The sequence below is a fragment of the Microbacterium pullorum genome (assembly GCF_014836535.1).
Taxonomy (GTDB): domain Bacteria; phylum Actinomycetota; class Actinomycetes; order Actinomycetales; family Microbacteriaceae; genus Microbacterium; species Microbacterium pullorum.
Genome location: NZ_JACSQP010000008.1, coordinates 64,471 through 84,948, shown reverse-complemented (window position 1 = coordinate 84,948; position 20,478 = coordinate 64,471). Strand labels below are relative to the sequence as shown.

The window sequence follows — 20,478 nt, the reverse complement described above, 5'->3', positions numbered from 1 at the left end:
GCACGATCGATGTGGAGCGCTCGAAACTTATGACGTCTCAGAACCCCGACAGCGTTTCCGAAGAACCCGAATCGCGACCGGCGTCGGCGACGCACACGGAGTACGGGGCAGATGAGATCCAGGTGCTCGAAGGCCTCGAGGCCGTTCGCAAGCGCCCGGGCATGTACATCGGCTCCACCGGTGAGCGGGGCCTGCACCACCTCGTGTACGAGATCGTCGACAACTCCGTCGATGAGGCCCTCGCGGGCTACTGCGACACCATCCACGTGACGATCCTCGCCGACGGCGGCATCCGCGTGGTCGACAACGGCCGCGGCATCCCCGTGGACATCCATCGCGCCGAGGGCAAGTCCACCGTCGAGGTCGTGCTCACGGTCCTGCACGCCGGCGGCAAGTTCGGTGGCGGTGGATATGCCGTCTCGGGCGGTCTGCACGGCGTCGGCTCCTCCGTGGTCAACGCGCTCTCCAGCCGCCTCGAGGTCGAGGTCAAGCGTCAGGGGTACGCGTGGCGGCAGTCCTACCGTGACGGGGGCGTGCCGCAGGCACCCCTCGCCCGTGCCGAGGAGACCACCGAGACCGGAACGACCATCGAGTTCTGGCCCGACGAGACGATCTTCGAGTCGGTGAACTTCGACTACGACACGCTGCGCACCCGGTTCCAGCAGACCGCGTTCCTCAACAAGGGCCTGCGCATCACGCTGAGCGACGAGCGGCCGGATGCGGCGTACCCGGTCGACCTGCCCGACGGCACCTCCGAAGAGCGCCTCCGACACGACGACTTCCACTACGAGCGGGGCCTCGTCGACTACGTCGAGTACCTCAACAAGGTGCGCAAGGCCGAGGTCGTCAACGACGAGATCATCGAGATCGAGTCCGAAGACACCGTGCGCCACATCTCGCTGGAGCTCGCCATGCAGTGGACGACGAGCTACACCGAGAACGTCTTCACCTTCGCGAACACGATCAACACGCACGAGGGCGGCACCCACGAAGAGGGCTTCCGCGCGGCGATGACCACGCTGGTCAACAAGTACGCCCGCGAGAAGGGCATGCTCAAGGAGAAGGATGACAACCTCACCGGCGAGGACATCCGCGAGGGTCTCACCGCCGTCATCTCGGTGAAGCTCTCCGAGCCGCAGTTCGAGGGTCAGACCAAGACCAAGCTCGGCAACACCGAGGCGAAGGCCTTTGTGCAGAAGGTCGTCGGCGATCAACTCACCGACTGGCTCGACCGCAACCCGGTGCAGGCCAAACGCGTCATCGGCAAGGCGATCGACGCCGCCACCGCACGCCTCGCCGCACGCAAGGCGCGCGAGACCGCACGACGCAAGAGCGTCTTCGAGTCGGCATCCATGCCCGACAAGCTCAAGGACTGCACGAGCAAGGACCCCTCGATCAGCGAGATCTTCCTCGTGGAGGGTGACTCCGCCGGTGGGTCGGCCGTGAGCGGCCGCGATCCCGAGCGGCAGGCGATCCTGTCGCTGCGCGGCAAGATCCTCAACGTCGAGAAGGCGAGGCTGGACCGCGCGCTCGGCAACGCCGAGATCCAGGCGATGATCTCCGCCTTCGGCACCGGCATCGGCGAGGACTTCTCGGTGGAGAAGGCCAGGTACCACAAGATCGTGCTCATGGCCGATGCCGACGTCGACGGCCAGCACATCACGACGCTGCTGCTGACGCTGCTCTTCCGCTACATGCGCGGCCTCATCGAGGCAGGCTACGTCTACCTCGCCCAGCCGCCGCTGTACCGCCTGAAGTGGACGAACGCCGACCACGAGTACGTCTACAGCGACCGGGAGCGCGACGTGCTGCTGACCGAAGGTCAGGCCGCCGGCAAGCGCATCCCCAAGGACAACGGGGTGCAGCGCTACAAGGGTCTGGGCGAGATGAACGCCAAGGAGCTGTGGGAGACCACGATGGACCCCGAGACCCGCACGCTCCGACAGGTCACCATCGACGACGCCGCCTCAGCCGACGAGATCTTCTCGGTGCTGATGGGCGAGGACGTCGAGGCGCGGCGCGGATTCATCCAGCGCAACGCCAAGGACGTGCGCTTCCTGGACATCTGACGTGGTCTCGCTGCCCTCGTGCCCCGAACGAGCGCTCGACCAGCGGACCGAGACCACCGGACTGAGAGAACGAAATGACTGACGACATGCGCCCTGCCCCGATCGACGGGTACGAGCACGGCAACATCGACCAGGTCGACCTGCAGGTCGAGATGCAGCGCAGCTACCTCGACTACGCGATGAGCGTCATCGTCGGTCGCGCGCTTCCCGACGTGCGCGACGGTCTCAAGCCTGTGCACCGCCGCGTGATCTACGGCATGTACGACGGCGGCTACCGCCCCGACAAGGCGTACTCCAAGTGCGCCCGTGTCGTCGGCGAGGTCATGGGTCAGTACCACCCGCACGGCGACAGCGCCATCTACGACGCCCTCGTGCGTCTCGTGCAGCCGTGGTCGCTGCGCTACCCGCTGGCCGACGGCCAGGGCAACTTCGGCTCCCCGGGCAACATGGGCGCCGCTGCCCCCCGCTACACCGAGACCAAGATGGCCCAGCTCGCGCTCGAGATGGTGCGCGACATCAACGAAGACACCGTCGACTTCGAGGACAACTACGACGGTCGCACCCAGGAGCCCTCGGTGCTCCCCGCGCGATTCCCGAACCTGCTGGTCAACGGCTCCGTCGGCATCGCCGTCGGCATGGCGACGAACATCCCGCCGCACAACCTGCGCGAGGTCGCCGACGGGGCGCTGTGGGCACTGGAGAATCCGGATGCCACGCGCGAGGAGCTGCTCGAGGCGCTCATGCAGCGCATCCCCGGCCCCGACTTCCCCACCGGCGCGCAGATTCTCGGCACCCGCGGCATCCGTGAAGCCCAGCGCACCGGTCGCGGGTCGATCACGATGCGCGCCGTGGTCAACGTCGAAGAGATTCAGGGCCGCACGTGCCTGGTCGTCACGGAGCTGCCCTACCAGGTGAACCCCGACAACGTCGCGGCCAAGATCCGCGACCTCGCGCGTGATGGCAAGCTCACCGGCATCGCCGACATCCGCGACGAGACCTCCGACCGCACCGGTCAGCGCCTCGTGATCGTGCTCAAGCGCGACGCCGTGGCCAAGGTCGTCCTCAACAACCTGTACAAGCACACCCAGCTGCAGGAGAATTTCGGCGCCAACATGCTGGCGATCGTCGACGGCGTGCCCCGCACGCTGCCGCTGGACGGGTTCGTCTCGTACTGGATCGAACACCAGGTCGAAGTGATCGTGCGTCGCACCCGCTTCCGCCTGCGTGAAGCCGAGGCGCGCATGCACATCCTGCGCGGCTACCTGAAGGCGCTCGACGCGCTCGACGAGGTCATCGCGCTGATCCGCCGCTCGCCCACCGTGGACGAGGCGCGCGAGGGTCTGAAGGCCCTGCTCGAGATCGACAGCGACCAGGCGGATGCCATCCTGTCGATGCAGCTGCGTCGCCTGGCGGCTCTGGAACGGCAGAAGATCGTCGACGAGGCCACCGAGCTCGAGATCAAGATCGCGGACTACAACTCGATCCTTGCGAGCCCGCTGCGCCAGCGTGAGATCATCCGCGACGAGCTCACCGGCATCGTCGAGAAGTTCGGTGACGAGCGCCGCACCCACATCCTGCACGGGTTCGACGGCGACATGTCGATCGAGGACCTCATCCCCCAGGAGGAGATGGTCGTCACCGTCACACGTGCCGGCTACATCAAGCGCACGCGCAGCGACAACTATCGCTCGCAGCACCGCGGCGGCAAGGGAGTGAAGGGTGCGCAGCTGCGCGCCGACGACGTCGTGGAGCACTTCTTCGTCACCACGACCCACCACTGGCTGCTGTTCTTCACGAACAAGGGCCGCGTGTACCGCTCGAAGGGTTACGAAGTCCCCGAGGCGGGGCGCGACGCGAAGGGTCAGCACGTCGCCAACCTGCTCGCCCTGCAGCCGGATGAGGAGATCGCGCAGATCCTCGACATCCGCGACTACTCCGCGGCGCACTACCTGGTGCTGGCCACGCGCGGTGGACTGGTGAAGAAGACGCGCCTGACCGAGTACGACACCAACCGTCAGGGCGGCATCATCGCCATCCGCCTGCGGGAGGACGATGAGGTCGTCAGCGCCCTGCTGGTCGACGAGACCGACGACATCATGCTCATCTCGCACCACGGCATGTCGCTGCGCTTCACCGCCACCGATGAGTCGCTGCGCCCCATGGGCCGGTCCACCGAGGGCGTCAAGGGCATGTCGTTCCGCGATGACGACAGCCTGCTGTCGGCATCGGTGGCTCACGAGGGCGGGTACGTCTTCGTCGTCACCGAGGGCGGCTACGCCAAGCGCACCGCCGTCGGCGAATACCGCGTGCAGGGCCGCGGCGGTCTGGGCATCAAGGTGGCCAAACTCAATGAGGATCGCGGTGATCTCGCGGGCGGTCTGATCGTCGGTGAGGACGACGAGGTCTTGGTGGTTCTTGCCAGCGGCAAGGTGGTACGCTCTGCCGTGGCCGAGGTGCCTGCCAAGGGGCGCGACACCATGGGGGTCGTCTTCGCACGACCCGCCGACGATGATCGCATCCTCGCCATCGCCCGAAACGGCGAGCGTGGCCTGGCAGAACGTGCCGAGGCTGCGGCCGAAGCGGCAGCCTCAGCCGCAGTTGATCCCGAGGCACCGGCCCGTGAGTCCGCCGAAGGGACCACCTCCCCCGAGACCCCGGAAGAGAGTACTGACGCATGAGCACGGTAGCCGACAAGCTGGCGAAGAAGTCGTCGAGCAAGACCAGCTCCAAGCAGGTGCGGTTGCGCCTGGTCTACGTGGACTTCTGGTCCGCGGTGAAGCTGTCCTTCCTCGCCGCCGTCGCCCTCGCCGTCGTCACGGTCGTGTCGATCTTCCTGGTGTACATGGTGCTCGAGGCGACGACGCTGCTGGCGAAGATGGATGAGCTGTTCGTCGCCTTCACCGATGGGACGGTGTCGCTCACGTCGTTCATCGGGCTGCCGCAGGTCATGGCGTTCGCGGCGATCGTGGCCATCCTCAACCTCATCGTCGTGACGGTGCTGGGCGCGGTCGTGGCCGGCATCTACAACCTGATGGTGAAGATCACCGGCGGGCTTCTCGTCGGTTTCACCTCCAACTGACGCGCCCGGGCGCGACTCGGTTTCGTGAAACCGGGTCGCGTCAGGTAAAGTCTTGGAGGTTGCCGATGAGGAATCACGGCAGACGGGGCTATAGCTCAGGCGGTTAGAGCGCTTCACTGATAATGAAGAGGTCCCAGGTTCAAGTCCTGGTAGCCCCACAACACAGCCCCGGGGGCCTTAGCTCAGTTGGTAGAGCGCCTGCTTTGCAAGCAGGATGTCAGGAGTTCGAATCTCCTAGGCTCCACAGTCAGACAGAACCCCGGAATCCCCGTGATTCCGGGGTTTTCTGCTCCCTGAATGCGTGTTCGTAGAGGGCGATCCCGGCCGTGACGGAGACGTTGAGGGAGTCGACCATCGAATTCATGGGGATCGCGTAGCGGTAGGTCGTCACCTCGTTCAGCTCGGGGCCGATGCCTTCGCGCTCGCCTCCGAAGACGAGCGCGAGGCGTTCGTGCACCGCACGGATGGCGCGCAGCGGCTGCGCTGCATCCGCCGAGAGCGCAGCGACCGTGAGTCCTTCTCGTCGGATGAAGTCGACGCACTCTGCGCGACCGGCGAGGATGACCGGTGTCGCGAACACCAGGCCGCGGCTGGCGCGAATCAGACGGCGGTCGAGCGTCGTGCGAAGCCCGCTGTCCAGCAGCACGACGCCCGCCGCGCCGAGCGCGCAGACAGTCCGCGTGATCGCCCCGATGTTGCCGACGATCCGCACGCCGTCCAGCACGGCCACGTCGCCGGCGACGCCGATGAGATCATGCAGCTTCGACGGCCGAGGGGCGTGCGCGAGCGCGAACACCCGGGCACTCTTCTGTTCGCCGAAGAGCGCGCGCGCCACTGCCTCCCCCAGCACGTAGTGCGGCACATCCGGACCGACGCCTGCGAGCACCGGAAGCACACGATCGCGTGCGGCTCCGGTGACGTACAGGCTGTGCAGCACGATCCCGCTCGTGACGGCCTGCTCGATGTTCTCGAGGTCGTCGAGCACGAACACCCGGGGTCTGGCGGAGCGACTCCGCAGCACATCGGCCACCCGGCGAGCCGCCGGGTGGCGCACGTCATCGATCGGCTGCACCGTTGCCGGGGCCCATACCTCCGTCGCGATCGTCGTTGTCACCGCACCAGCGTGTGGGTTGACGCAGCGTCAAGGTCAAGGCCGTTCGCCGGCGCCCGCCGTTCGGCCCGGCATCCGCCCGCCACATCTTCGGTGATCTGCAGTGTTTCGGGGCCGTGTGCGCCATCGCCTCCGAAACCGTGGCTTTCCCCGAAGCTGTGGTGAACGGATGCCGGTGCGCTGCGGTGTCGCCGGTGCTCGCTAGAGTCGCACCCATGCAGATGCGGGTCGCGGCCTACGCCGTCATCACAGACGCCGACGAGCGGGTGCTGCTGGCGCACTGGAATCAGAACGGACGGACGGGCTGGACGATGCCCGGCGGCGGCCTGGAAGACGGTGAGGACCCGGAGCACGCCGTGCGACGCGAGGTGCGGGAGGAGACGGGCTACCGCGTCGCGGTCGGGGAGCTGCTCGGCATCCATTCCCGGGTGATCCCGGCCACTCAGCGCGTGACCGAGGGCGAGGGGCCGCTGCACACGCTGCGCATCGTGTACTCCGCCCGCATCACCGGGGGGCGGCTGCGCGACGAGGTGGACGGCTCCACCGATCGGGCGGAGTGGTTCCCCCTGCCGGGGGTGTGGCTGCTGCAGCGGGTGAAGCTCGTCGACATCGCACTCAAGATGGCGAAGCTGGCCTGACCTACGCGGGTGCGTCCTGGGCGGGGGCTTCGACCGAGATGTCGGCCACGGTCGCGTCGTAGGCGGCGATGAGCGCGTCGGCGTCGACGAACAGGCTGTACCCGTGGGCGCCGGCCCCCATCGCGATGTGCTTGCCCACGATGCGCTCGTCGGCGAACACCGGCCAGTCGGTGGTGCTGCCGATCGGCACGATCGTGCCGCGCTCGTAGCCGGTGGCGGCGAGGGCGTGCTGTGCGTCCGGCAGTTTCAGCCGGTTCACCCCGACGACGGCACGCAGCTTCGGCCACGAGATGGCGCGGTCACCCGGGACGAGGGCGAACAGGTACGTGTCGTCGCTGCGTTTGACGACGAGGGTCTTCACGATGTCGGCGGGCTGCAGGCCCAGGAGCGCGGCGGCCTCGGCCAGACTGCGGGCGGCGGGACGCTCGCGGAAAGACACCTCGAGCCCGCGTGCCTGTGCGGCATCGCGGGCTCGAGAAAGCGCGTCGGTGTGCGACGTCAAGCGTCGGGTGCGCTCAGCGGGTCGTCGGCCACCCACAGTTCGTCATCGGCGCGCAGCGTCTGCCACGCGGCGTAGACGACGCCGAGGGCGGCAGCGGCACCGAGGATGATGGCGATGACGCCACCGGCGCCCATGCGCTTCTTCGGCTCGGGGGCAGCGACGGAGATCTTCTTGGCGATCTTCTTCGCCGCATCCTTGCCGTACTTGTCGGCCTTCTTGGAGTACTTCGCCACGTCGGGGGCGGCGAAACCACGACCGGCGGCCACGCGGGCGCGGGTGTCGTTCGCGGCATCCCACACCGACATCGCGGAACCGACGACGGCACCGGCGGCGGGAACCACCTTGTCGTTGATCACGTGGCGCGAGACGCTCGAGGCCTTGTCGACGTAGGGGGCGGCGTACTGACCGTACGCCGTGTTGATCGTCGGAACGATGTGCTCGCGGTTGTACTTGCCGAGCTGACGCCCCGCCTCCTTGGCGACGGTCGCCGCTTCACCGACCAGCACCTGCTGGCTCTCCCACAGAGTGGTCGCCTGCTTCTGGAGCTTGCGGAGTTCCTTCTTGCGCTTGCGGCTGAGGCTCACGAGGTGGCCCTCCCTTATCGCTCGGGGACGTTTCTCCTTATCTTGCCAGACCTGTCACCGGGCGGGAGGGGTGGTTGCGCATAACTCTGCGAGAATGTTAGGCATGGCACTCCCCACCGCTGTCGCGACCCTGCACACCAACCACGGCGACATCGTCGTCAACCTCTTCGGAGACCACGCACCCCGCACGGTGCAGAACTTCGTCGGCCTTGCCGACGGCACCGGCGCGTGGACCGACCCCGCCACCGGAAAGCCGGGCGAGGGTCCCCTCTACACCGACGTCATCTTCCACCGCATCATCCCCGGCTTCATGATCCAGGGCGGCGACCCGCTCGGTCAGGGCGTGGGCGGTCCCGGCTACACGTTCGACGACGAGATCCACCCCGAGCTGACCTTCAGCAAGCCCTACCTGCTGGCCATGGCCAACGCAGGGCTCCGTCGCAACGCGATCACCGGCAAGGCCGAGGGCACGAACGGCTCGCAGTTCTTCATCACCACCGACCCGACCCCGTGGCTCAACGGCAAGCACACGATCTTCGGCGAGGTCGCCGACGACGCCTCGCGTGCCGTCGTCGACGCGATCGCGAAGGTCCCGACCGCTGCGGGCGACCGCCCGGTCGAGCCCGTCGTGATCTCGTCCATCGACATCACCGCGGTCTGACCGGACGCTCGTGACGTCCGCGGACTTCCGCACCAATCCGGAGAACTACTGTTACCGGCACCCCGACCGGCAGAGCTTCGTGCTGTGCCAGCGGTGCTTGCGCACCATCTGCCCGGAATGCCAGACGCAGATGCCGGTGGGAGTGATCTGCCCCGAATGCCTGCGCGATCAGCAGCAGCAACAGCAGGCGGGGCGGGTCACGCGGATGCCGCGGCGTCGCGGGCCGGCGCGGGCGCGCGCCACCGACACGCGTCCCCTCGTGACGTACGCGATCGTGATCGTCACGTCACTGACGTATCTGTTCACCCTGATCCCCGGGATCGGTGACACGGTCACCGCCTACCTGGCCTTCAACAGCGCGTTCCTGTTCCCCGGTATCGGCTTCCAGCCGTGGCGGCTGCTGACGGTGACGCTGGTGCACGCGAGCCTCTGGCATCTCGTGCTGAACATGCTGGCGCTGTGGGCGCTGGGCCGCAGCCTCGAGCCCTTGCTCGGCCGCGGCCGCTTCCTCGCGCTGTACCTGCTCAGCGCCCTCGGCGGTTCGGTGCTGGTGTCGCTGCTCGCCCCCGGTACGTGGGTGGTGGGAGCCTCCGGAGCCGTGTGGGGCCTGCTGGGCGCGATGTTCGTGATCGGGCGTCACCTGGGCGTCAACGTCACCGCGATCGCGATCCTGCTGGGGCTGAACCTGGTGATCACGTTCTTGCCGGGGTCGGGCATCTCGTGGCAGGCGCACATCGGCGGGGGCCTCGTGGGTGCACTCGTGGGATTCATCTTCGCGCGCACCCGCGCGATCCGCGCGCAACGTCGCCAGATGTGGCTGCTGATCGGTGTCGCGGCCGGGCTGCTCGCGCTGCTGGTCGTGCCTGTCGTGGTCTACGGCTGAAAGTTATCCACAGGTTCATCCCCAGCCTGGGGATGAATCACACCGGTGTAATTCACAGGTGTGGGATGCGTTGTGGAGGGCGCGCTCAGCGCCAGCGCGTCGTCATCAGGAAGCCGATGAACGCGATGCCGAAGCCGATCACGAGGTTCCAGGCATCGATGCCGGGAATCGGGAACTGCATGTTGCTCAAGTAGAAGACGAGCACCCAGACCAGGCCGAGCAGCATCAGTCCGAACATGATCGGCTTGAACCACACGGGATTGGGGGTCGCGTCGCCCTCGGTGCGCTCAGTGACGGAGTCGCCGCCCTTGTCGGAAGGTGCCATGCGGGCCAGTTTAGCGGCCCGCGCTGTCTCCACCCTGCCGGTTAGTATTCACACGTGTCAGATGCCGCGACCGCGCCTCCCACGCGTCGACAGCGCGTCTCCCACCGGCGCCCGGTGAGTGTGCTCGGAGTGATCGGCGAGGTGCTCGTGACCCTGGGTGTCGTGGTGCTGCTGTACGTGGCCTACCAGATGTGGATCGGCGATGTGATCATCGGCGGCCAGCGTCAGGCGGAGGCACACGAGGTCACTGAGCAGTGGGCGGCGGAGCAGTCTGCGCCTGCCGCGACGCCGGAGCCGGATGCCATCGATGACCCCGTCGCGACGGAGCCGATCGTCACCCCCGAGGTGGGGGAATCCGAGATCTTCGCCACCCTGCACGTCCCCCGGTTCGGCGAGGGCTGGGTGTTCGCCGTGGCCGAGGGCGTCAGCAAGTCCCGGGTGCTCGACCCCATCGGCATCGGCCACTACCCCGGCACGGCCATGCCCGGCGCTCTGGGCAACGTCGCACTCGCGGCGCACCGCTACACCCAGGGCGCCGCGTTCGAGAACGTGCCGTCGCTGCAGGTCGGTGACGCGATCGTGATCGAGACCGCCGACGGCTGGTACACCTATCGCTTCCGCAACCTGGAGTACGTGCGCCCCGACGAGGTGGCGGTGCTCGAACCGGTGCCGCAGCGGGTGGGGTCGACGCCCGACGGGCGCTACCTGACCCTCACGACGTGCAGCCCGATGTGGTCCACCGCGGAGCGCATCGCCGCCTACGCGGTGTTCGACGCATTCACCCCCCGCGCGGCGGGCGCACCCGCCGCGCTCGCCCTGGCAGGAGAAGCCTGATGTACGCAGCGCTCTGGCGGGTGCTCCCGGGTCCCTGGTGGGTGCGGGTGCTCATCCTGCTCGTGCTCGCCGCAGGCGTGCTCTACGGGCTGTTCTTCGCCGTCTTCCCCTGGGTCTCCACGATGGTCGCCCCTGAGGACGTCACCGTCGGATGACGCGGCGTCGCGTGCTGGTCGTCGACAACCACGACAGCTTCGTCCACACCCTCGTGGGCTACCTGGGCGACCTGGGGGCAGAGGCATGCGTCGTCGAGGCCGACGAGATCGACGACTCACCCGCCGCGATCGCCGGATTCCACGGCGTGCTCATCTCACCCGGGCCGGGTGCACCCGGCCGTGCGGGGGCCTCGCTCGACGTCGTGCGCGCGGCCGCGGCGGTGCGGATGCCGCTGCTGGGGGTCTGTCTCGGGCACCAGGTGATCGCGGAGGCGTTCGGGGCGACGGTGACGCATGCCCCCGAGCTGATGCACGGTATGACCAGCGCCGTCCATCACGACGGCGGCCCCCTGTACGCGGGCCTTCCGAATCCGTTCACCGCCGGCAGGTACCACTCGCTCGCGGTCGTCGCGGCGACGCTGCCTCCGGAGATCGTCGTCACCTCGCGCACCGCGACCGGTGTCGTGATGGGCGTCGCCCACCGCACGCTGCCACTGGAGGGGGTGCAGTTCCACCCCGAGAGCGTACTCACCGAGGGCGGCTACCGGTTGCTCGGCAACTGGCTCGTCGGCGTCGGCGTGCCCGACGCCGCGACGGTCGGGGCTCGCCTCCACCCCCACCGCGGCGTCGCAGGCTACTCGCCCGTGCAGTAGAACAGGGTGATGGTGGAGTGGATGGGCACGTCACCGGGGGTGAGTGACTGCGACTGCACGGTGGGTCCACCCGGCGTGGCCGGGCACGAGGGATCTTCGCTGGTGAGCACCGTCAGCTGCATCGCGTCGGATTCGAGCTCGCGGGTCGCGGCATCCAGGGTGTAGCCCGACACATCGTCGAGAGTCACCTGACCGGTGGCGACGTCGAGGTTCACCGCGGTGTCCACCGGGATCTCCGCCCCCTCGGTCTGGGCCGATCCGAGCACGATGCCCTGGGCTGCCGCCGGGTCGTTGCGCTCGGTCACCGCGCCGAGCCGCAGCCCCACGGCGGTGAGCGCCTGCTCCGCTGCGCCGAGGTCGAGCCCCACGAGGGTCGGCACGACCGCGGTCTCGACGCCGGTGGAGACGTAGACGTTGACCTTCTCGCCGATCGCGACCGATGTGCCGGCGGCGGGCACGGTGCGGATGACGTTGCCGGGCGCGACTGTCTCGCTGGGCTCGTCGATGCGGTCGGGCTCGAGGTCTTCGTCCTCCAGCAGCTGTTCGGCACGGTCGTATGCCATGTCGACGGCGTCGGGCACGATGCGGGCGTTGCTGGGGACCCCCGACCCCGGCTGGATCGTGACGACCCAGAAGAGCACGGAGACCAGCAGCACCGCCAGCACGGCCACGCCCGCCCAGATCCACGCGACCGGCGGACCCGACTGCGTGCGGGTCATGGTGGTGTCGGTGCTCAGCTGTCGGAGCGACCGGGCGGTGTCCTGCGCCTGGCGCGGGTCGGGGCCGTACAGCTGGTTGGTGAGTGCGCCGACCTGACGCTTGGAGGGTGTCTTGCCGTCGACGGTGGCATCGAGGGCCTCCCGGAACGCCGCGGCATCCTGGAAGCGCTGGAACGGGTCCTTGGCGAGCGCACGAAGCACGACGGCATCCAGCGCACGCGGCACATCGGGGTTGACCTCGCTCGGCGGCAGCGGCGTCTCGCTGACGTGCTGGTAGGCGACGGCGACGGGCGTCTCGCCGCGGAACGGCTGGCGGCCGGTGAGCAACTCGTAGAGCACGATGCCGGTGGAGTACACGTCGGCGCGCGCGTCGACGGGCTCGCCCTTGGCCTGCTCGGGCGAGAAGTAGGCCGCGGTGCCGAGGATCGCGGTGGTGTCGGCGACGGTCGACGACGAATCGGAGACGGCGCGGGCGATGCCGAAGTCCATCACCTTGATCTGGCCGGCGTCGGTGATCATGACGTTGCCCGGTTTGATGTCCCGGTGCACGACACCGGCCCGGTGCGAATACTCGAGGGCTTCGAGGATGCCGTCGACATACCGCACGGCGGTGGTGACCGGCAGGGGACCCTCGGCGACGAGGTCCTTCAGGAGCGAGCCCTGCACGAGTTCCATGACGATGTAGGGCACCGGATGCACCGAACCGTCGGGATCGGTCTCGGAGTCCTCGCCCGCGTCGTAGACACGCACGATCGTGGGATGCGACATGCGGGAAGCCGCCTGCGCCTCGAGCCGGAACCGCGTGCGGAAGGCACTGTCCTCGGCGAGGTCGCGCTTGAGCACCTTGATGGCCACCGGTCGCCCGAGGGTCAGATCGTAACCCCGATAGACCCGGGCCATGCCGCCACGCCCGATGGTCTCATCGATGCGGTAGCGGCCCGAAAGCACGCGCGGCTCAGCCGTCACGGACACCCCCCTGAGTAGAGGACCAGCCTAGTCGACCGCACCCGAGTGAACCCGGTGCCCGCGGTCAGCCCCCGGCGCCGGTCTCGGGCTCGTCGCCGGGGTCCGCTCCGCCTGTGGGCTCCGGGGTGGGGGTGGCGACGGCCTGGATCTGCGCCGACGCCTCGCCCGACGGTCCCGTCACACGCTGGCCGGCGCTGCCGCCCGTGCACGTGACGGTGTAGGTGACGATGACCGGCTGGCCGGCGGCACCCGTGACCTGCAGCTGCGCGCTGCGCTCCCCGCCGCCGAACGACGCCGTCGACTGCCCCGTGGCGGGGAAGACGGCGTTGGTGGCCGACAGCGTGTAGGCGCTGACGCTGCCCTGACCCGAGGGACACGAGTACCCCGGCCAGGTGACCTGCACGGTGCTGTCGACGTCGACGGTGCTGGGCAGCGTCGGGGCGCCGGGGGTCTCCAGGGCGACCTGGTCGCCGTAGAAGGTGAGGTCGAGCGTCGTACCCGGATCGACGTTGCCGCGAGGGTTGACGCGGTACACGAGGTTCACGCTGTCGCCGTTGGGAGCGGGGTCGCCGGCGACGCAGTTGGCCACCAGCCCTGCCTCCTGCACGATCGCAGCCGCGTCGTCGCACGGCAGGTCGATGAGGCCGAGCGAGTCGACGTCGACCTTCTGCGGTTCCTCCACCGTCGGGCTGGGTGCCGGCCGTGAGGGCGTGGGGCTGCTGCTCGTCGGCGCGGGATCCGGCTCCTGGCCGGACAGCATCGCCCATACGGTGCCGCCGAGCACGAGCAGCAGCAGCACGATGAGGGCGATGAGTGGCCACGTCCAGGGGCTCCGCTTGCGCTTGGGCTTGTCGCCCTCGGGCGTTGCGTCGCCTTCCGCTGCGGCGGGGTCCAGCGCGGTCGTGGCGGGGAGGATGCGCGTGGCATCCTGCGTCGACAGCCCCGGCGTGAGCAGCTGGGTCACATCATCGAGCCCGGCGGCACCGCCGGCGATGGCCGGCACCGCGGCGGCGGCGGCAGCGAGGTCGCCTCGACGCAGCGCCGTGGCGGCGCGTGCCACGGCCGATGCGGTGGCGGGGCGGTCCTCGGGCTTCTTGGCGATCATCGCCATGACGAGGTTCTGCACCGGCACCGGCACGCTGGCCGGGAGCGGTGGCGGCTGCTCGTTGATCTGCGCCATCGCGATGGCGACTTGCGATTCACCGGTGAAGGGCCGCTTGCCGGCGAGGCACTCGTAGGCCACGATGCCGAGCGAATAGACGTCGGTCGCCGGCGATGCCGCATGACCCGAGGCCTGCTCGGGCGAGAGGTACTGCACCGTGCCCATGACCTGACCGGTGGCCGTCAGCGGCACCTGATCGGCGATGCGCGCGATGCCGAAGTCGGTGATCTTCACCCGGCCGTCGGGCGTGATGAGGAGGTTGCCGGGCTTGATGTCGCGATGTACGAGCCCCGCAGCGTGCGCGGCCTGCAGCGCGAGCGAGGTCTGCGCCACGATGTCGAGGGTCTTGTCGGGCGACAAGGACCCCTCGCGCTCGAGGATCGTCGACAATGCCTCGCCGGGCACCAGCTCCATGACGAGGAAGGCGCTGCCGTTCTCCTCGCCGTAGTCGAACACGCTGGCGATGCCCTCATGGTTCACCAGCGCCGCGTGCCGGGCCTCGGCCCGGAAGCGCTCGAGGAACCCGGGGTCCCCCATGTACTCGTCTTTGAGGATCTTGATGGCGACGGTCCGTCCGATGACGTGGTCCGTCGCCTCCCACACCTCGCCCATACCGCCGATCGCGATTCGCGAGTCCAGCTCGTATCGGCCGCCGAAGGTCACACCCTGCGTCGGTCTCATCTACTCAGCACCGCCTCCATGACCTTTGCCGCGATCGGAGCCGCGATCCTGTTGCTGCTGCCTGACTGGCCCAGCCCGCCCCCATTTTCGACCACAACGGCGACAGCGACCCGAGGGTCGTCCGCCGGAGCGAATCCGGTGAACCACAGCGTGTAGGGATCGTCCACCCCGTTCTCCGCGGTGCCGGTCTTCCCGGCGACGTCTACGCCGTCTATTGTTGCACCGCTCGCGACGCCGGACTGGACATTGGCGACCATCATCGTGGTCATCGACGCGGCGATCTCCGCCGAGACGGCTCGACCGAACTCCGTGTCGTCGAATCGCTGCTGTTCGGTGAGGTCGGCGGCGATGACGGAATCCACCATCCGGGGGTTCATCACGATCCCTTCGTTGGCGATGCCGGCGGAGACCATGGCCATCTGCAGGGGCGTGGCCCGTACGTCGCCCTGACCGAATCCCGACAGCGCGGTCTGCGCGTCGTCGAGTGCGCGCGGATACTCCGACGGGGTGGACACGAGCGGCATCGTGAACGACGTGTCGAAGCCGTACTTCTCCGCTTCTTCGCGGATGACGTCGTCGCCCAGCTGCACGGCGAGCTCCGCGAACGGGATGTTGCAGCTCAAGCGCAGTGCGTCGGCGATCGTGACGTTCTCGCCCTCGCCGCACGTGCCGCCGCCCGCATTGCGCACGATGCTCGACGACTGCGGCAGCGTGTAGGTCGCCGGGTTCGGGAGGGTCGACTGTGCCGTCCACTCGCCGGTCGCCAGCGCCGCCGAGGCCACGACGAGCTTGAACGTCGAGCCGGGCGGGTTGAGCCGGCCCGCGATCGCACGATTGTCGAGCGGGGCCAGCGGGTCTTCCTCGAGCGCCGTGTAGGCCGACTGAGCGGCTTCACCGTCGTGGGAGGCCAATGGGTTCGTGTCGTAGCCGGGGCTGGAGACCATCGCGAGGATGCGGCCGGTGGCGGGCTCGATCGCCACGACCGCGCCTTGCAGGTCGCCGAGCGCGTCATAGGCGGCACGCTGCACCGCGGCATCGAGGGAGAGCACGACGTTCGCACCCCGGGGCTGCTGGCCGCTGATGATCTGCTCGATGCGCGAGAGGAACTGCGAGTCGGCGGTGCCGCTGAGTTCCTGGTTCATCGCGCGTTCGATGCCCGTGGCCGTGCCGAACACCGGGTTGATCCAGCCGGTCACCGGAGCCCACATGTCGGCGTCGGTGTACACGCGCTGCCAGCTGTAGAGGTCTTCGCTGGGAACGGACGCGGCGATCGCGGTGCCGCTGGCGATGATCGCTCCCCGCTGCACCTCGAACGTGTCGTACAGGGCGCGGCGGTTGAGCGGGTTCTCGCCCAGGGCGTCGGCCTGCACGACCTGGATGACGCTCGTCGAGGCGAACAGCGCCAAGAACATCGCCAGCACCAGGATGCTGAGTCTGCGCAGTTCCTTGGTCATCCGATCACCACCCGGGGTCGGCTGCGCACGGCATCCGAGATGCGCAGCAGCAGGGCGACGATGATCCAGTTGGCGATGAGCGAGGAACCGCCCGCCGCGAGGAACGGGGTCGTCAGCCCGGTCAGCGGGATGAGGCGGGTCACGCCGCCCACCATGATGAACACCTGCAGTGCGAGGGTGAACGACAGGCCCGTCGCCAGCAGCTTGCCGAAGTCGTCTTGGCCCGCGAGCCCGATGCGGAAGCCGCGGCTGACGAACACCATGTACAGGCACAGGATGGCGAACACGCCGATGAGCCCGATCTCCTCACCGAGGCTCGGGAAGATGTAGTCGCTCTGCGACAGCGGGGTCATCCAGGGGCGGCCCTGCCCGAGGCCGGTGCCGACGAGCCCGCCCTCGGCGAGACCGAAGATGCCGTTGGCCAGCTGATAGGTTCCGGCGCCGGCCTCGTACAGGTCGGGGTCGAACGCATTCAGCCAGTTCTCGAACCGACCGGCGACGTAGGGCAGCACGCGGGAGGCCAGGAACGCCCCGGCGCTCGCCAGCAGCAGACCGATGAGCACCCAGCTGGTCTTGCCGGTCGCGACGTAGAGCATCGCGACGAACATGCCGAAGATGAGCAGGCCCGTGCCGAGGTCGCGCTGCAGCACGATGATGCCGAGAGACGCGAGCCAGATCACCAGCAGCGGGCCCAGTTCGCGGGCACGCGGCCAGGTGATCCCGAGGAAGCGGGAACCGACCGAGGTGAGCGATTCACGCGTGCGCACGAGGTAGCCGGCGAAGAAGATCGCGAGGGCGATCTTGGCGAGCTCGCCCGGCTGGAACGAGAAGATCCCGAGGTCGACCCACACGTCGGCGTTGGCGTCGGCCCCCAGCCCCGGCACGATCGGCAGCAGCATCAGCAGGATGCCGGCGAGACCGAACAGGTACGTGTAGCGGAACAGCACCCGGTAGTTGCGCAGTGCCACGACCACGGCGATGGCGCCCACCACCGCGATCGCCGCCCACGCCAGTTGCCGGGTGGAGGTGGCGGCCCACCCGTGCTCGTCCCAGTAGAGGTCGATGCGGTAGATCATCGCGATGCCGAGCCCGGTGAGCACGGTCGCGATGGGCACCACGAACGGGTCGGCATCGCGGGCGACCAGGCGCAGCACGATGTGCAGCGCCAGCACCAGTGCGGTGAGCCCGCCGCAGTAGATGAGGAACGTCGCGTCGATGGCCCCGTTGGCGCCCAGCTGCACGAGGGCGACGGCGGCGGCGTTGATGACGAAGGCGAACAGCAGCAGCCAGAGCTCACGGTTGCGCTGCGTCTGCGGCACCCGCAGCTTCTTCAGCGCGCGGATGACCGTGGTGTCGGCCCGCGTTTCGGTGGGGGAGGTCATGGGCTGTCCTCCGCGGTGTCACGAAGCTGGTTGACGATGCGTTGGGCATGGTCGAGGGAGTCTGCGGTGATGGTCTGCTCGACGCTGTCGCGCACGAAGCCGGGGAGGTCGTCGAGGTCGATCCCGGTGTCCGCCCACCGGGTGGACAGGGTGAGGGGACCGATGTTCTGCTGGATGCCGCGATAGACCACCACGGTGTCCTCGTCGGCCCCCACGAAGTAGCGGGTCTGCGTCCACGAGTAGCCCGCGAACAGCCCGATGCCGAGGGCAGCCAGCACGACGACGAGCGAGACGACCCAGCACACGCGGCGGCTCTTGGCGCGGCGCCGGTCTTCCTCGATGAGCTCCTCGAGGAACTCGGGGGCGGGCTCGAAGTGGGTGGGTTCGTTGGCGGCCTGACGGCCGGTGTGCAGCCAACCGGTGCGGGCGGGCCGTGCCGTGGGCATCTCGACGCCGGTCGGAGTCGACGCCGAGCCGACGATCGTGGGCGTGCCGGTGAACACCGGGTGCTGACCGCCCACATCGACGAGCACGATCGTGACGTTGTCGGGGGCGCCGCCGTCGAGCGCCTGGCGCAGCAGGATGTCAGCCGTTCTCCCCGGGGGGAGCCCCTGACCGAGGGCCTTGGCGGCGTGCGAGTCGTCCACGACGCCCGAGAGGCCGTCTGAGCACAGCAGCCACCGGTCGCCGGGCTGCGTCGGCATGATGAACGTGTCGAGCTCGGGATCGGCGTCGGTGTCGCCGAGCACGCGCATGAGCACCGAGCGGCGCGGGTGATACCGGGCCTCTTCGGGGGTGATGCGCCCCGAGTCGACGAGTCGCTGCACGAAGGTGTGGTCGGTGGTGATCTGGGTGAGCGTGTCGTCGCGGTACAGATACACCCGCGAATCGCCGATGTGGGCGAGCACGGCGTAGTCGTCGACCATGACCAGCGCGCTCACCGTGGTGCCCAGGCCCGCGAGCTCGGGCTGGGTCTTGACCGTCTCGATCAGGCGCGCCGCGGTGTCGGCGATGGCGTCGCGCAGTGCCCGTTCGGCATCCGACGGTGTCTCATACACATGGTCGAGCACCGCGAGGCGGTTGATGGCGATGCTGGAGGCGACATCGCCGCCGGCGTGGCCGCCCATGCCGTCGGCGACGGCGAAGAGGTTCGATCCGGCGTACGCGGAGTCCTGGTTGTTGGAGCGCACCTTGCCGGTGTGCGAGATCGCCACGCTCGAGCCCTGGAAGACCATGTGCCGACGTTCCGCTACTTCCGCAGCTCGAAAGTCGTCGCGCCGACCTTGATGGGCGCGCCGACCTTGATCGCAACGGGGGCGGCGACGCGCTTGCCGTCGTGCCAGGTGCCGTTGGTGGAATCCAAGTCCTGGATCATCCACTGGTCGCCCCACAGCACCAGGCGGGCGTGGTGGCTGGAGGTGTAGTCGTCGCGGATGACCAGGCCCGATTCGCTCGATCGCCCGATCGTGAGCGGTTCGTTGCCCAGTGGCAGTTCGAGACCCGTCTTCGGGCCGCTGGTGATGACGATGCGCGAGACGGTGCCGGTCGTGGCCGGCCCGCCCGCCACGGGCGCGGCGGCGGGGCGCTTGGTGACCGGGGCGGTCAGGTCGCTCGGACCGGCGACAGGGGCGGCGGGCGCGGTGCCGGCGGCGGCGGGTTCGGGGAGCTTTCGCACCTTCACACCGAACAGGTCGGCACGCAGCGAATAGATGACGGCGAAGACGAAGAACCACAACAGCACGAGGAACCCGATGCGCAGCAGCAGGAGTGTCAGCTCACTCACCGGTTCCCCCTCGTGCGTCGAAGGCGCGCGTGGCGTCGGCGGCGGCGCGCGACGGTCGCTGCGGCTGGGCCTGCGGGACGACCCGGAAGACGATGTCGGTGCGGCCGATCGTGACGGTCGAGTCCGGCGGCAGCGGCGCCTCGGTCACCCGCTGCCCGTCGAGCTTCGTGCCGTTCGTCGAGCCGAGGTCGCGCACCATGGCACGCTCACCGTCCCACAGGATCTCGACGTGGCGGCGGCTCGTTCCGGCATCCGCGATCGTGATGTCGGCATCGCTGCCGCGGCCGATCACGGTGCGTCCCTTCCCGAGGGCATGGCGGGCACCGCTGATGTCGACGACGCCGCGCCAGGCGACATCGCCCTGCGCGCTCTGCGAGTCGACGCGCAGGGTGCCGGTGGTGAGGTCATCGTCGCGCTGGATGGTGATGGTCACCGGGCCGGCGAAGCTGTAGCCCTGCGCGCGGGCATGCGTCGTGACGAGGGTGCGCAGCTCTTCGCCGAGCGTGGAGCCGAGGTCGCGCATGCGCTCCTCATCACTGGATGCCAGGCGCACGGTGAAGTTGTTGGGCGCCAGAATGCGGTCGCGGCTGACCACGGCGGCTTTGGTGTCGAGCTCGGCGCGCAGCGCCGAAGCGATCTCGACGGGCTGGACGCCGCTGCGGAAGGTCTTGGCGAACGCACCGTTCACGGCGCGCTCGAGCCCCTTCTCGAAGCTGTCTAGTAGTCCCACACGTCTCCTCAGGCAGGCAGACCGGTCGCTACATGCTAGTTGGAACGACTGGGAGATCGCGTTCCCCGGGCGGGGATCCGCAGGAAATCAAGGGTTGCAGGGTGCCG

At 68.6% G+C, this 20,478-nt stretch carries 20 protein-coding genes and 2 tRNA genes; 11 read left to right on the top strand and 11 right to left on the bottom strand.

Annotated features, from left to right (window positions below):
• The first annotated feature begins 29 nt into the window (after nucleotides 1-29).
• The 5 genes from gyrB (at nucleotide 30) to H9651_RS12515 (ending at nucleotide 5,392) form a co-directional block, all read left to right on the top strand.
• Nucleotides 30-2,069 carry a DNA topoisomerase (ATP-hydrolyzing) subunit B gene (gene gyrB, locus H9651_RS12535; RefSeq protein ID WP_191719665.1) on the top strand — a complete coding sequence of 680 codons (2,040 nt, stop codon included), beginning with the start codon at nucleotides 30-32 and terminating at the stop codon, nucleotides 2,067-2,069.
• Between the two features lie 74 nt (nucleotides 2,070-2,143).
• Complete coding sequence (gene gyrA / locus H9651_RS12530; RefSeq protein ID WP_191719664.1) at nucleotides 2,144-4,747, top strand: DNA gyrase subunit A; 2,604 nt, start codon at nucleotides 2,144-2,146, stop codon at nucleotides 4,745-4,747.
• Nucleotides 4,744-5,148 (top strand): DUF3566 domain-containing protein, encoded by a 405-nt coding sequence (locus H9651_RS12525; RefSeq protein WP_191719663.1) that lies wholly within the window; start codon nucleotides 4,744-4,746, stop codon nucleotides 5,146-5,148. The genes gyrA and H9651_RS12525 overlap by 4 nt, the downstream gene beginning before the upstream one ends.
• A gap of 84 nt (nucleotides 5,149-5,232) precedes the next feature.
• Nucleotides 5,233-5,306 (top strand) — tRNA-Ile (locus H9651_RS12520).
• A gap of 13 nt (nucleotides 5,307-5,319) precedes the next feature.
• A tRNA-Ala gene (locus H9651_RS12515) sits at nucleotides 5,320-5,392 on the top strand.
• Nucleotides 5,393-5,395: 3 nt separating this feature from the next.
• Here H9651_RS12515 and H9651_RS15050 read toward each other — a convergent pair.
• A complete protein-coding gene (locus tag H9651_RS15050) occupies nucleotides 5,396-6,262 on the bottom strand; it encodes a TrmH family RNA methyltransferase (RefSeq protein WP_191719662.1) in 867 nt (288 codons plus the stop codon).
• 212 nt (nucleotides 6,263-6,474) lie between these two features.
• Between H9651_RS15050 and H9651_RS12505 the strand changes: the two genes are divergently transcribed.
• Nucleotides 6,475-6,897: an NUDIX hydrolase gene (locus H9651_RS12505; RefSeq protein WP_191719661.1), complete on the top strand. Its 423-nt coding sequence runs from the start codon at nucleotides 6,475-6,477 to the stop codon at nucleotides 6,895-6,897.
• Nucleotide 6,898: 1 nt separating this feature from the next.
• Here the strand turns inward: H9651_RS12505 and H9651_RS12500 are convergent, their stop codons facing one another.
• Together H9651_RS12500 and H9651_RS12495 are read right to left on the bottom strand one after the other, a co-directional pair.
• On the bottom strand, nucleotides 6,899-7,336 hold the full coding sequence (locus tag H9651_RS12500; protein WP_191719698.1) for an aminoacyl-tRNA deacylase: 438 nt from the start codon (nucleotides 7,334-7,336) through the stop codon (nucleotides 6,899-6,901).
• A 59-nt stretch (nucleotides 7,337-7,395) separates the two neighbouring features.
• Nucleotides 7,396-7,983 carry a DNA helicase gene (locus tag H9651_RS12495; RefSeq protein WP_191719660.1) on the bottom strand — a complete coding sequence of 196 codons (588 nt, stop codon included), beginning with the start codon at nucleotides 7,981-7,983 and terminating at the stop codon, nucleotides 7,396-7,398.
• Nucleotides 7,984-8,086: 103 nt separating this feature from the next.
• Between H9651_RS12495 and H9651_RS12490 the strand changes: the two genes are divergently transcribed.
• Together H9651_RS12490 and H9651_RS12485 are read left to right on the top strand one after the other, a co-directional pair.
• Nucleotides 8,087-8,644 carry a peptidylprolyl isomerase gene (locus H9651_RS12490; RefSeq protein WP_191719659.1) on the top strand — a complete coding sequence of 186 codons (558 nt, stop codon included), beginning with the start codon at nucleotides 8,087-8,089 and terminating at the stop codon, nucleotides 8,642-8,644.
• A gap of 10 nt (nucleotides 8,645-8,654) precedes the next feature.
• On the top strand, nucleotides 8,655-9,527 hold the full coding sequence (locus tag H9651_RS12485; protein WP_191719658.1) for a rhomboid family intramembrane serine protease: 873 nt from the start codon (nucleotides 8,655-8,657) through the stop codon (nucleotides 9,525-9,527).
• Nucleotides 9,528-9,612: 85 nt separating this feature from the next.
• Here H9651_RS12485 and H9651_RS12480 read toward each other — a convergent pair whose 3' ends face one another.
• A complete protein-coding gene (locus H9651_RS12480) occupies nucleotides 9,613-9,852 on the bottom strand; it encodes a cell division protein CrgA (protein WP_191719657.1) in 240 nt (79 codons plus the stop codon).
• A 54-nt stretch (nucleotides 9,853-9,906) separates the two neighbouring features.
• Here H9651_RS12480 and H9651_RS12475 point away from each other — a divergent pair, with 54 nt between their 5' ends.
• Genes H9651_RS12475 through H9651_RS12465 form a run of 3 tightly spaced genes read left to right on the top strand, consistent with a single transcriptional unit; the run spans nucleotide 9,907 to nucleotide 11,494 of the window.
• Nucleotides 9,907-10,686: a class E sortase gene (locus H9651_RS12475; RefSeq protein ID WP_191719656.1), complete on the top strand. Its 780-nt coding sequence runs from the start codon at nucleotides 9,907-9,909 to the stop codon at nucleotides 10,684-10,686.
• Nucleotides 10,686-10,841 carry a hypothetical protein gene (locus H9651_RS12470; protein WP_191719655.1) on the top strand — a complete coding sequence of 52 codons (156 nt, stop codon included), beginning with the start codon at nucleotides 10,686-10,688 and terminating at the stop codon, nucleotides 10,839-10,841. The genes H9651_RS12475 and H9651_RS12470 overlap by 1 nt, the downstream gene beginning before the upstream one ends.
• Nucleotides 10,838-11,494: an anthranilate synthase component II gene (locus tag H9651_RS12465; RefSeq protein ID WP_191719654.1), complete on the top strand. Its 657-nt coding sequence runs from the start codon at nucleotides 10,838-10,840 to the stop codon at nucleotides 11,492-11,494. The genes H9651_RS12470 and H9651_RS12465 overlap by 4 nt, the downstream gene beginning before the upstream one ends.
• On the opposite strand, the gene pknB is transcribed toward H9651_RS12465, so the two are convergent.
• The 7 genes from pknB to H9651_RS12430 all read right to left on the bottom strand — a co-directional run bounded on the left by pknB (nucleotide 11,476) and on the right by H9651_RS12430 (nucleotide 20,371).
• Nucleotides 11,476-13,179 (bottom strand): Stk1 family PASTA domain-containing Ser/Thr kinase, encoded by a 1,704-nt coding sequence (pknB, locus tag H9651_RS12460; protein ID WP_191719653.1) that lies wholly within the window; start codon nucleotides 13,177-13,179, stop codon nucleotides 11,476-11,478. The two genes, H9651_RS12465 and pknB, sit on opposite strands and share 19 nt — an antisense overlap.
• A gap of 64 nt (nucleotides 13,180-13,243) precedes the next feature.
• Nucleotides 13,244-15,022 carry a serine/threonine-protein kinase gene (locus H9651_RS12455; protein WP_191719652.1) on the bottom strand — a complete coding sequence of 593 codons (1,779 nt, stop codon included), beginning with the start codon at nucleotides 15,020-15,022 and terminating at the stop codon, nucleotides 13,244-13,246.
• Complete coding sequence (locus H9651_RS12450; protein ID WP_191719651.1) at nucleotides 15,019-16,476, bottom strand: peptidoglycan D,D-transpeptidase FtsI family protein; 1,458 nt, start codon at nucleotides 16,474-16,476, stop codon at nucleotides 15,019-15,021. The genes H9651_RS12455 and H9651_RS12450 overlap by 4 nt, the downstream gene beginning before the upstream one ends.
• Entirely contained in the window at nucleotides 16,473-17,858 is a 1,386-nt protein-coding gene (locus tag H9651_RS12445; RefSeq protein WP_191719650.1) for an FtsW/RodA/SpoVE family cell cycle protein, read from the bottom strand. The genes H9651_RS12450 and H9651_RS12445 overlap by 4 nt, the downstream gene beginning before the upstream one ends.
• On the bottom strand, nucleotides 17,855-19,093 hold the full coding sequence (locus H9651_RS12440) for a PP2C family protein-serine/threonine phosphatase (protein WP_191719649.1): 1,239 nt from the start codon (nucleotides 19,091-19,093) through the stop codon (nucleotides 17,855-17,857). Before H9651_RS12440 ends, H9651_RS12445 begins: the two co-directional genes overlap by 4 nt.
• A gap of 14 nt (nucleotides 19,094-19,107) precedes the next feature.
• A complete protein-coding gene (locus H9651_RS12435; RefSeq protein WP_191719648.1) occupies nucleotides 19,108-19,641 on the bottom strand; it encodes an FHA domain-containing protein FhaB/FipA in 534 nt (177 codons plus the stop codon).
• Entirely contained in the window at nucleotides 19,634-20,371 is a 738-nt protein-coding gene (locus H9651_RS12430; protein WP_191719647.1) for an FhaA domain-containing protein, read from the bottom strand. The genes H9651_RS12435 and H9651_RS12430 overlap by 8 nt, the downstream gene beginning before the upstream one ends.
• Nucleotides 20,372-20,478: the final 107 nt, after the last annotated feature.

Coding starts and splice junctions, on each gene's coding strand:
- gyrB (WP_191719665.1), top strand. CDS start 30: ATGACGTCTCAGAACCCCGACAGCGTTTCCGAAGAACCCGAATCGCGA.
- H9651_RS12455 (WP_191719652.1), bottom strand. CDS start 15,022: ATGAGACCGACGCAGGGTGTGACCTTCGGCGGCCGATACGAGCTGGAC.
- gyrA (WP_191719664.1), top strand. CDS start 2,144: ATGACTGACGACATGCGCCCTGCCCCGATCGACGGGTACGAGCACGGC.
- H9651_RS12445 (WP_191719650.1), bottom strand. CDS start 17,858: ATGACCTCCCCCACCGAAACGCGGGCCGACACCACGGTCATCCGCGCG.
- H9651_RS12465 (WP_191719654.1), top strand. CDS start 10,838: ATGACGCGGCGTCGCGTGCTGGTCGTCGACAACCACGACAGCTTCGTC.
- H9651_RS12440 (WP_191719649.1), bottom strand. CDS start 19,093: ATGGTCTTCCAGGGCTCGAGCGTGGCGATCTCGCACACCGGCAAGGTG.
- H9651_RS12490 (WP_191719659.1), top strand. CDS start 8,087: ATGGCACTCCCCACCGCTGTCGCGACCCTGCACACCAACCACGGCGAC.
- H9651_RS12470 (WP_191719655.1), top strand. CDS start 10,686: ATGTACGCAGCGCTCTGGCGGGTGCTCCCGGGTCCCTGGTGGGTGCGG.
- H9651_RS12480 (WP_191719657.1), bottom strand. CDS start 9,852: ATGGCACCTTCCGACAAGGGCGGCGACTCCGTCACTGAGCGCACCGAG.
- H9651_RS12505 (WP_191719661.1), top strand. CDS start 6,475: ATGCAGATGCGGGTCGCGGCCTACGCCGTCATCACAGACGCCGACGAG.
- H9651_RS12450 (WP_191719651.1), bottom strand. CDS start 16,476: ATGACCAAGGAACTGCGCAGACTCAGCATCCTGGTGCTGGCGATGTTC.
- H9651_RS12525 (WP_191719663.1), top strand. CDS start 4,744: ATGAGCACGGTAGCCGACAAGCTGGCGAAGAAGTCGTCGAGCAAGACC.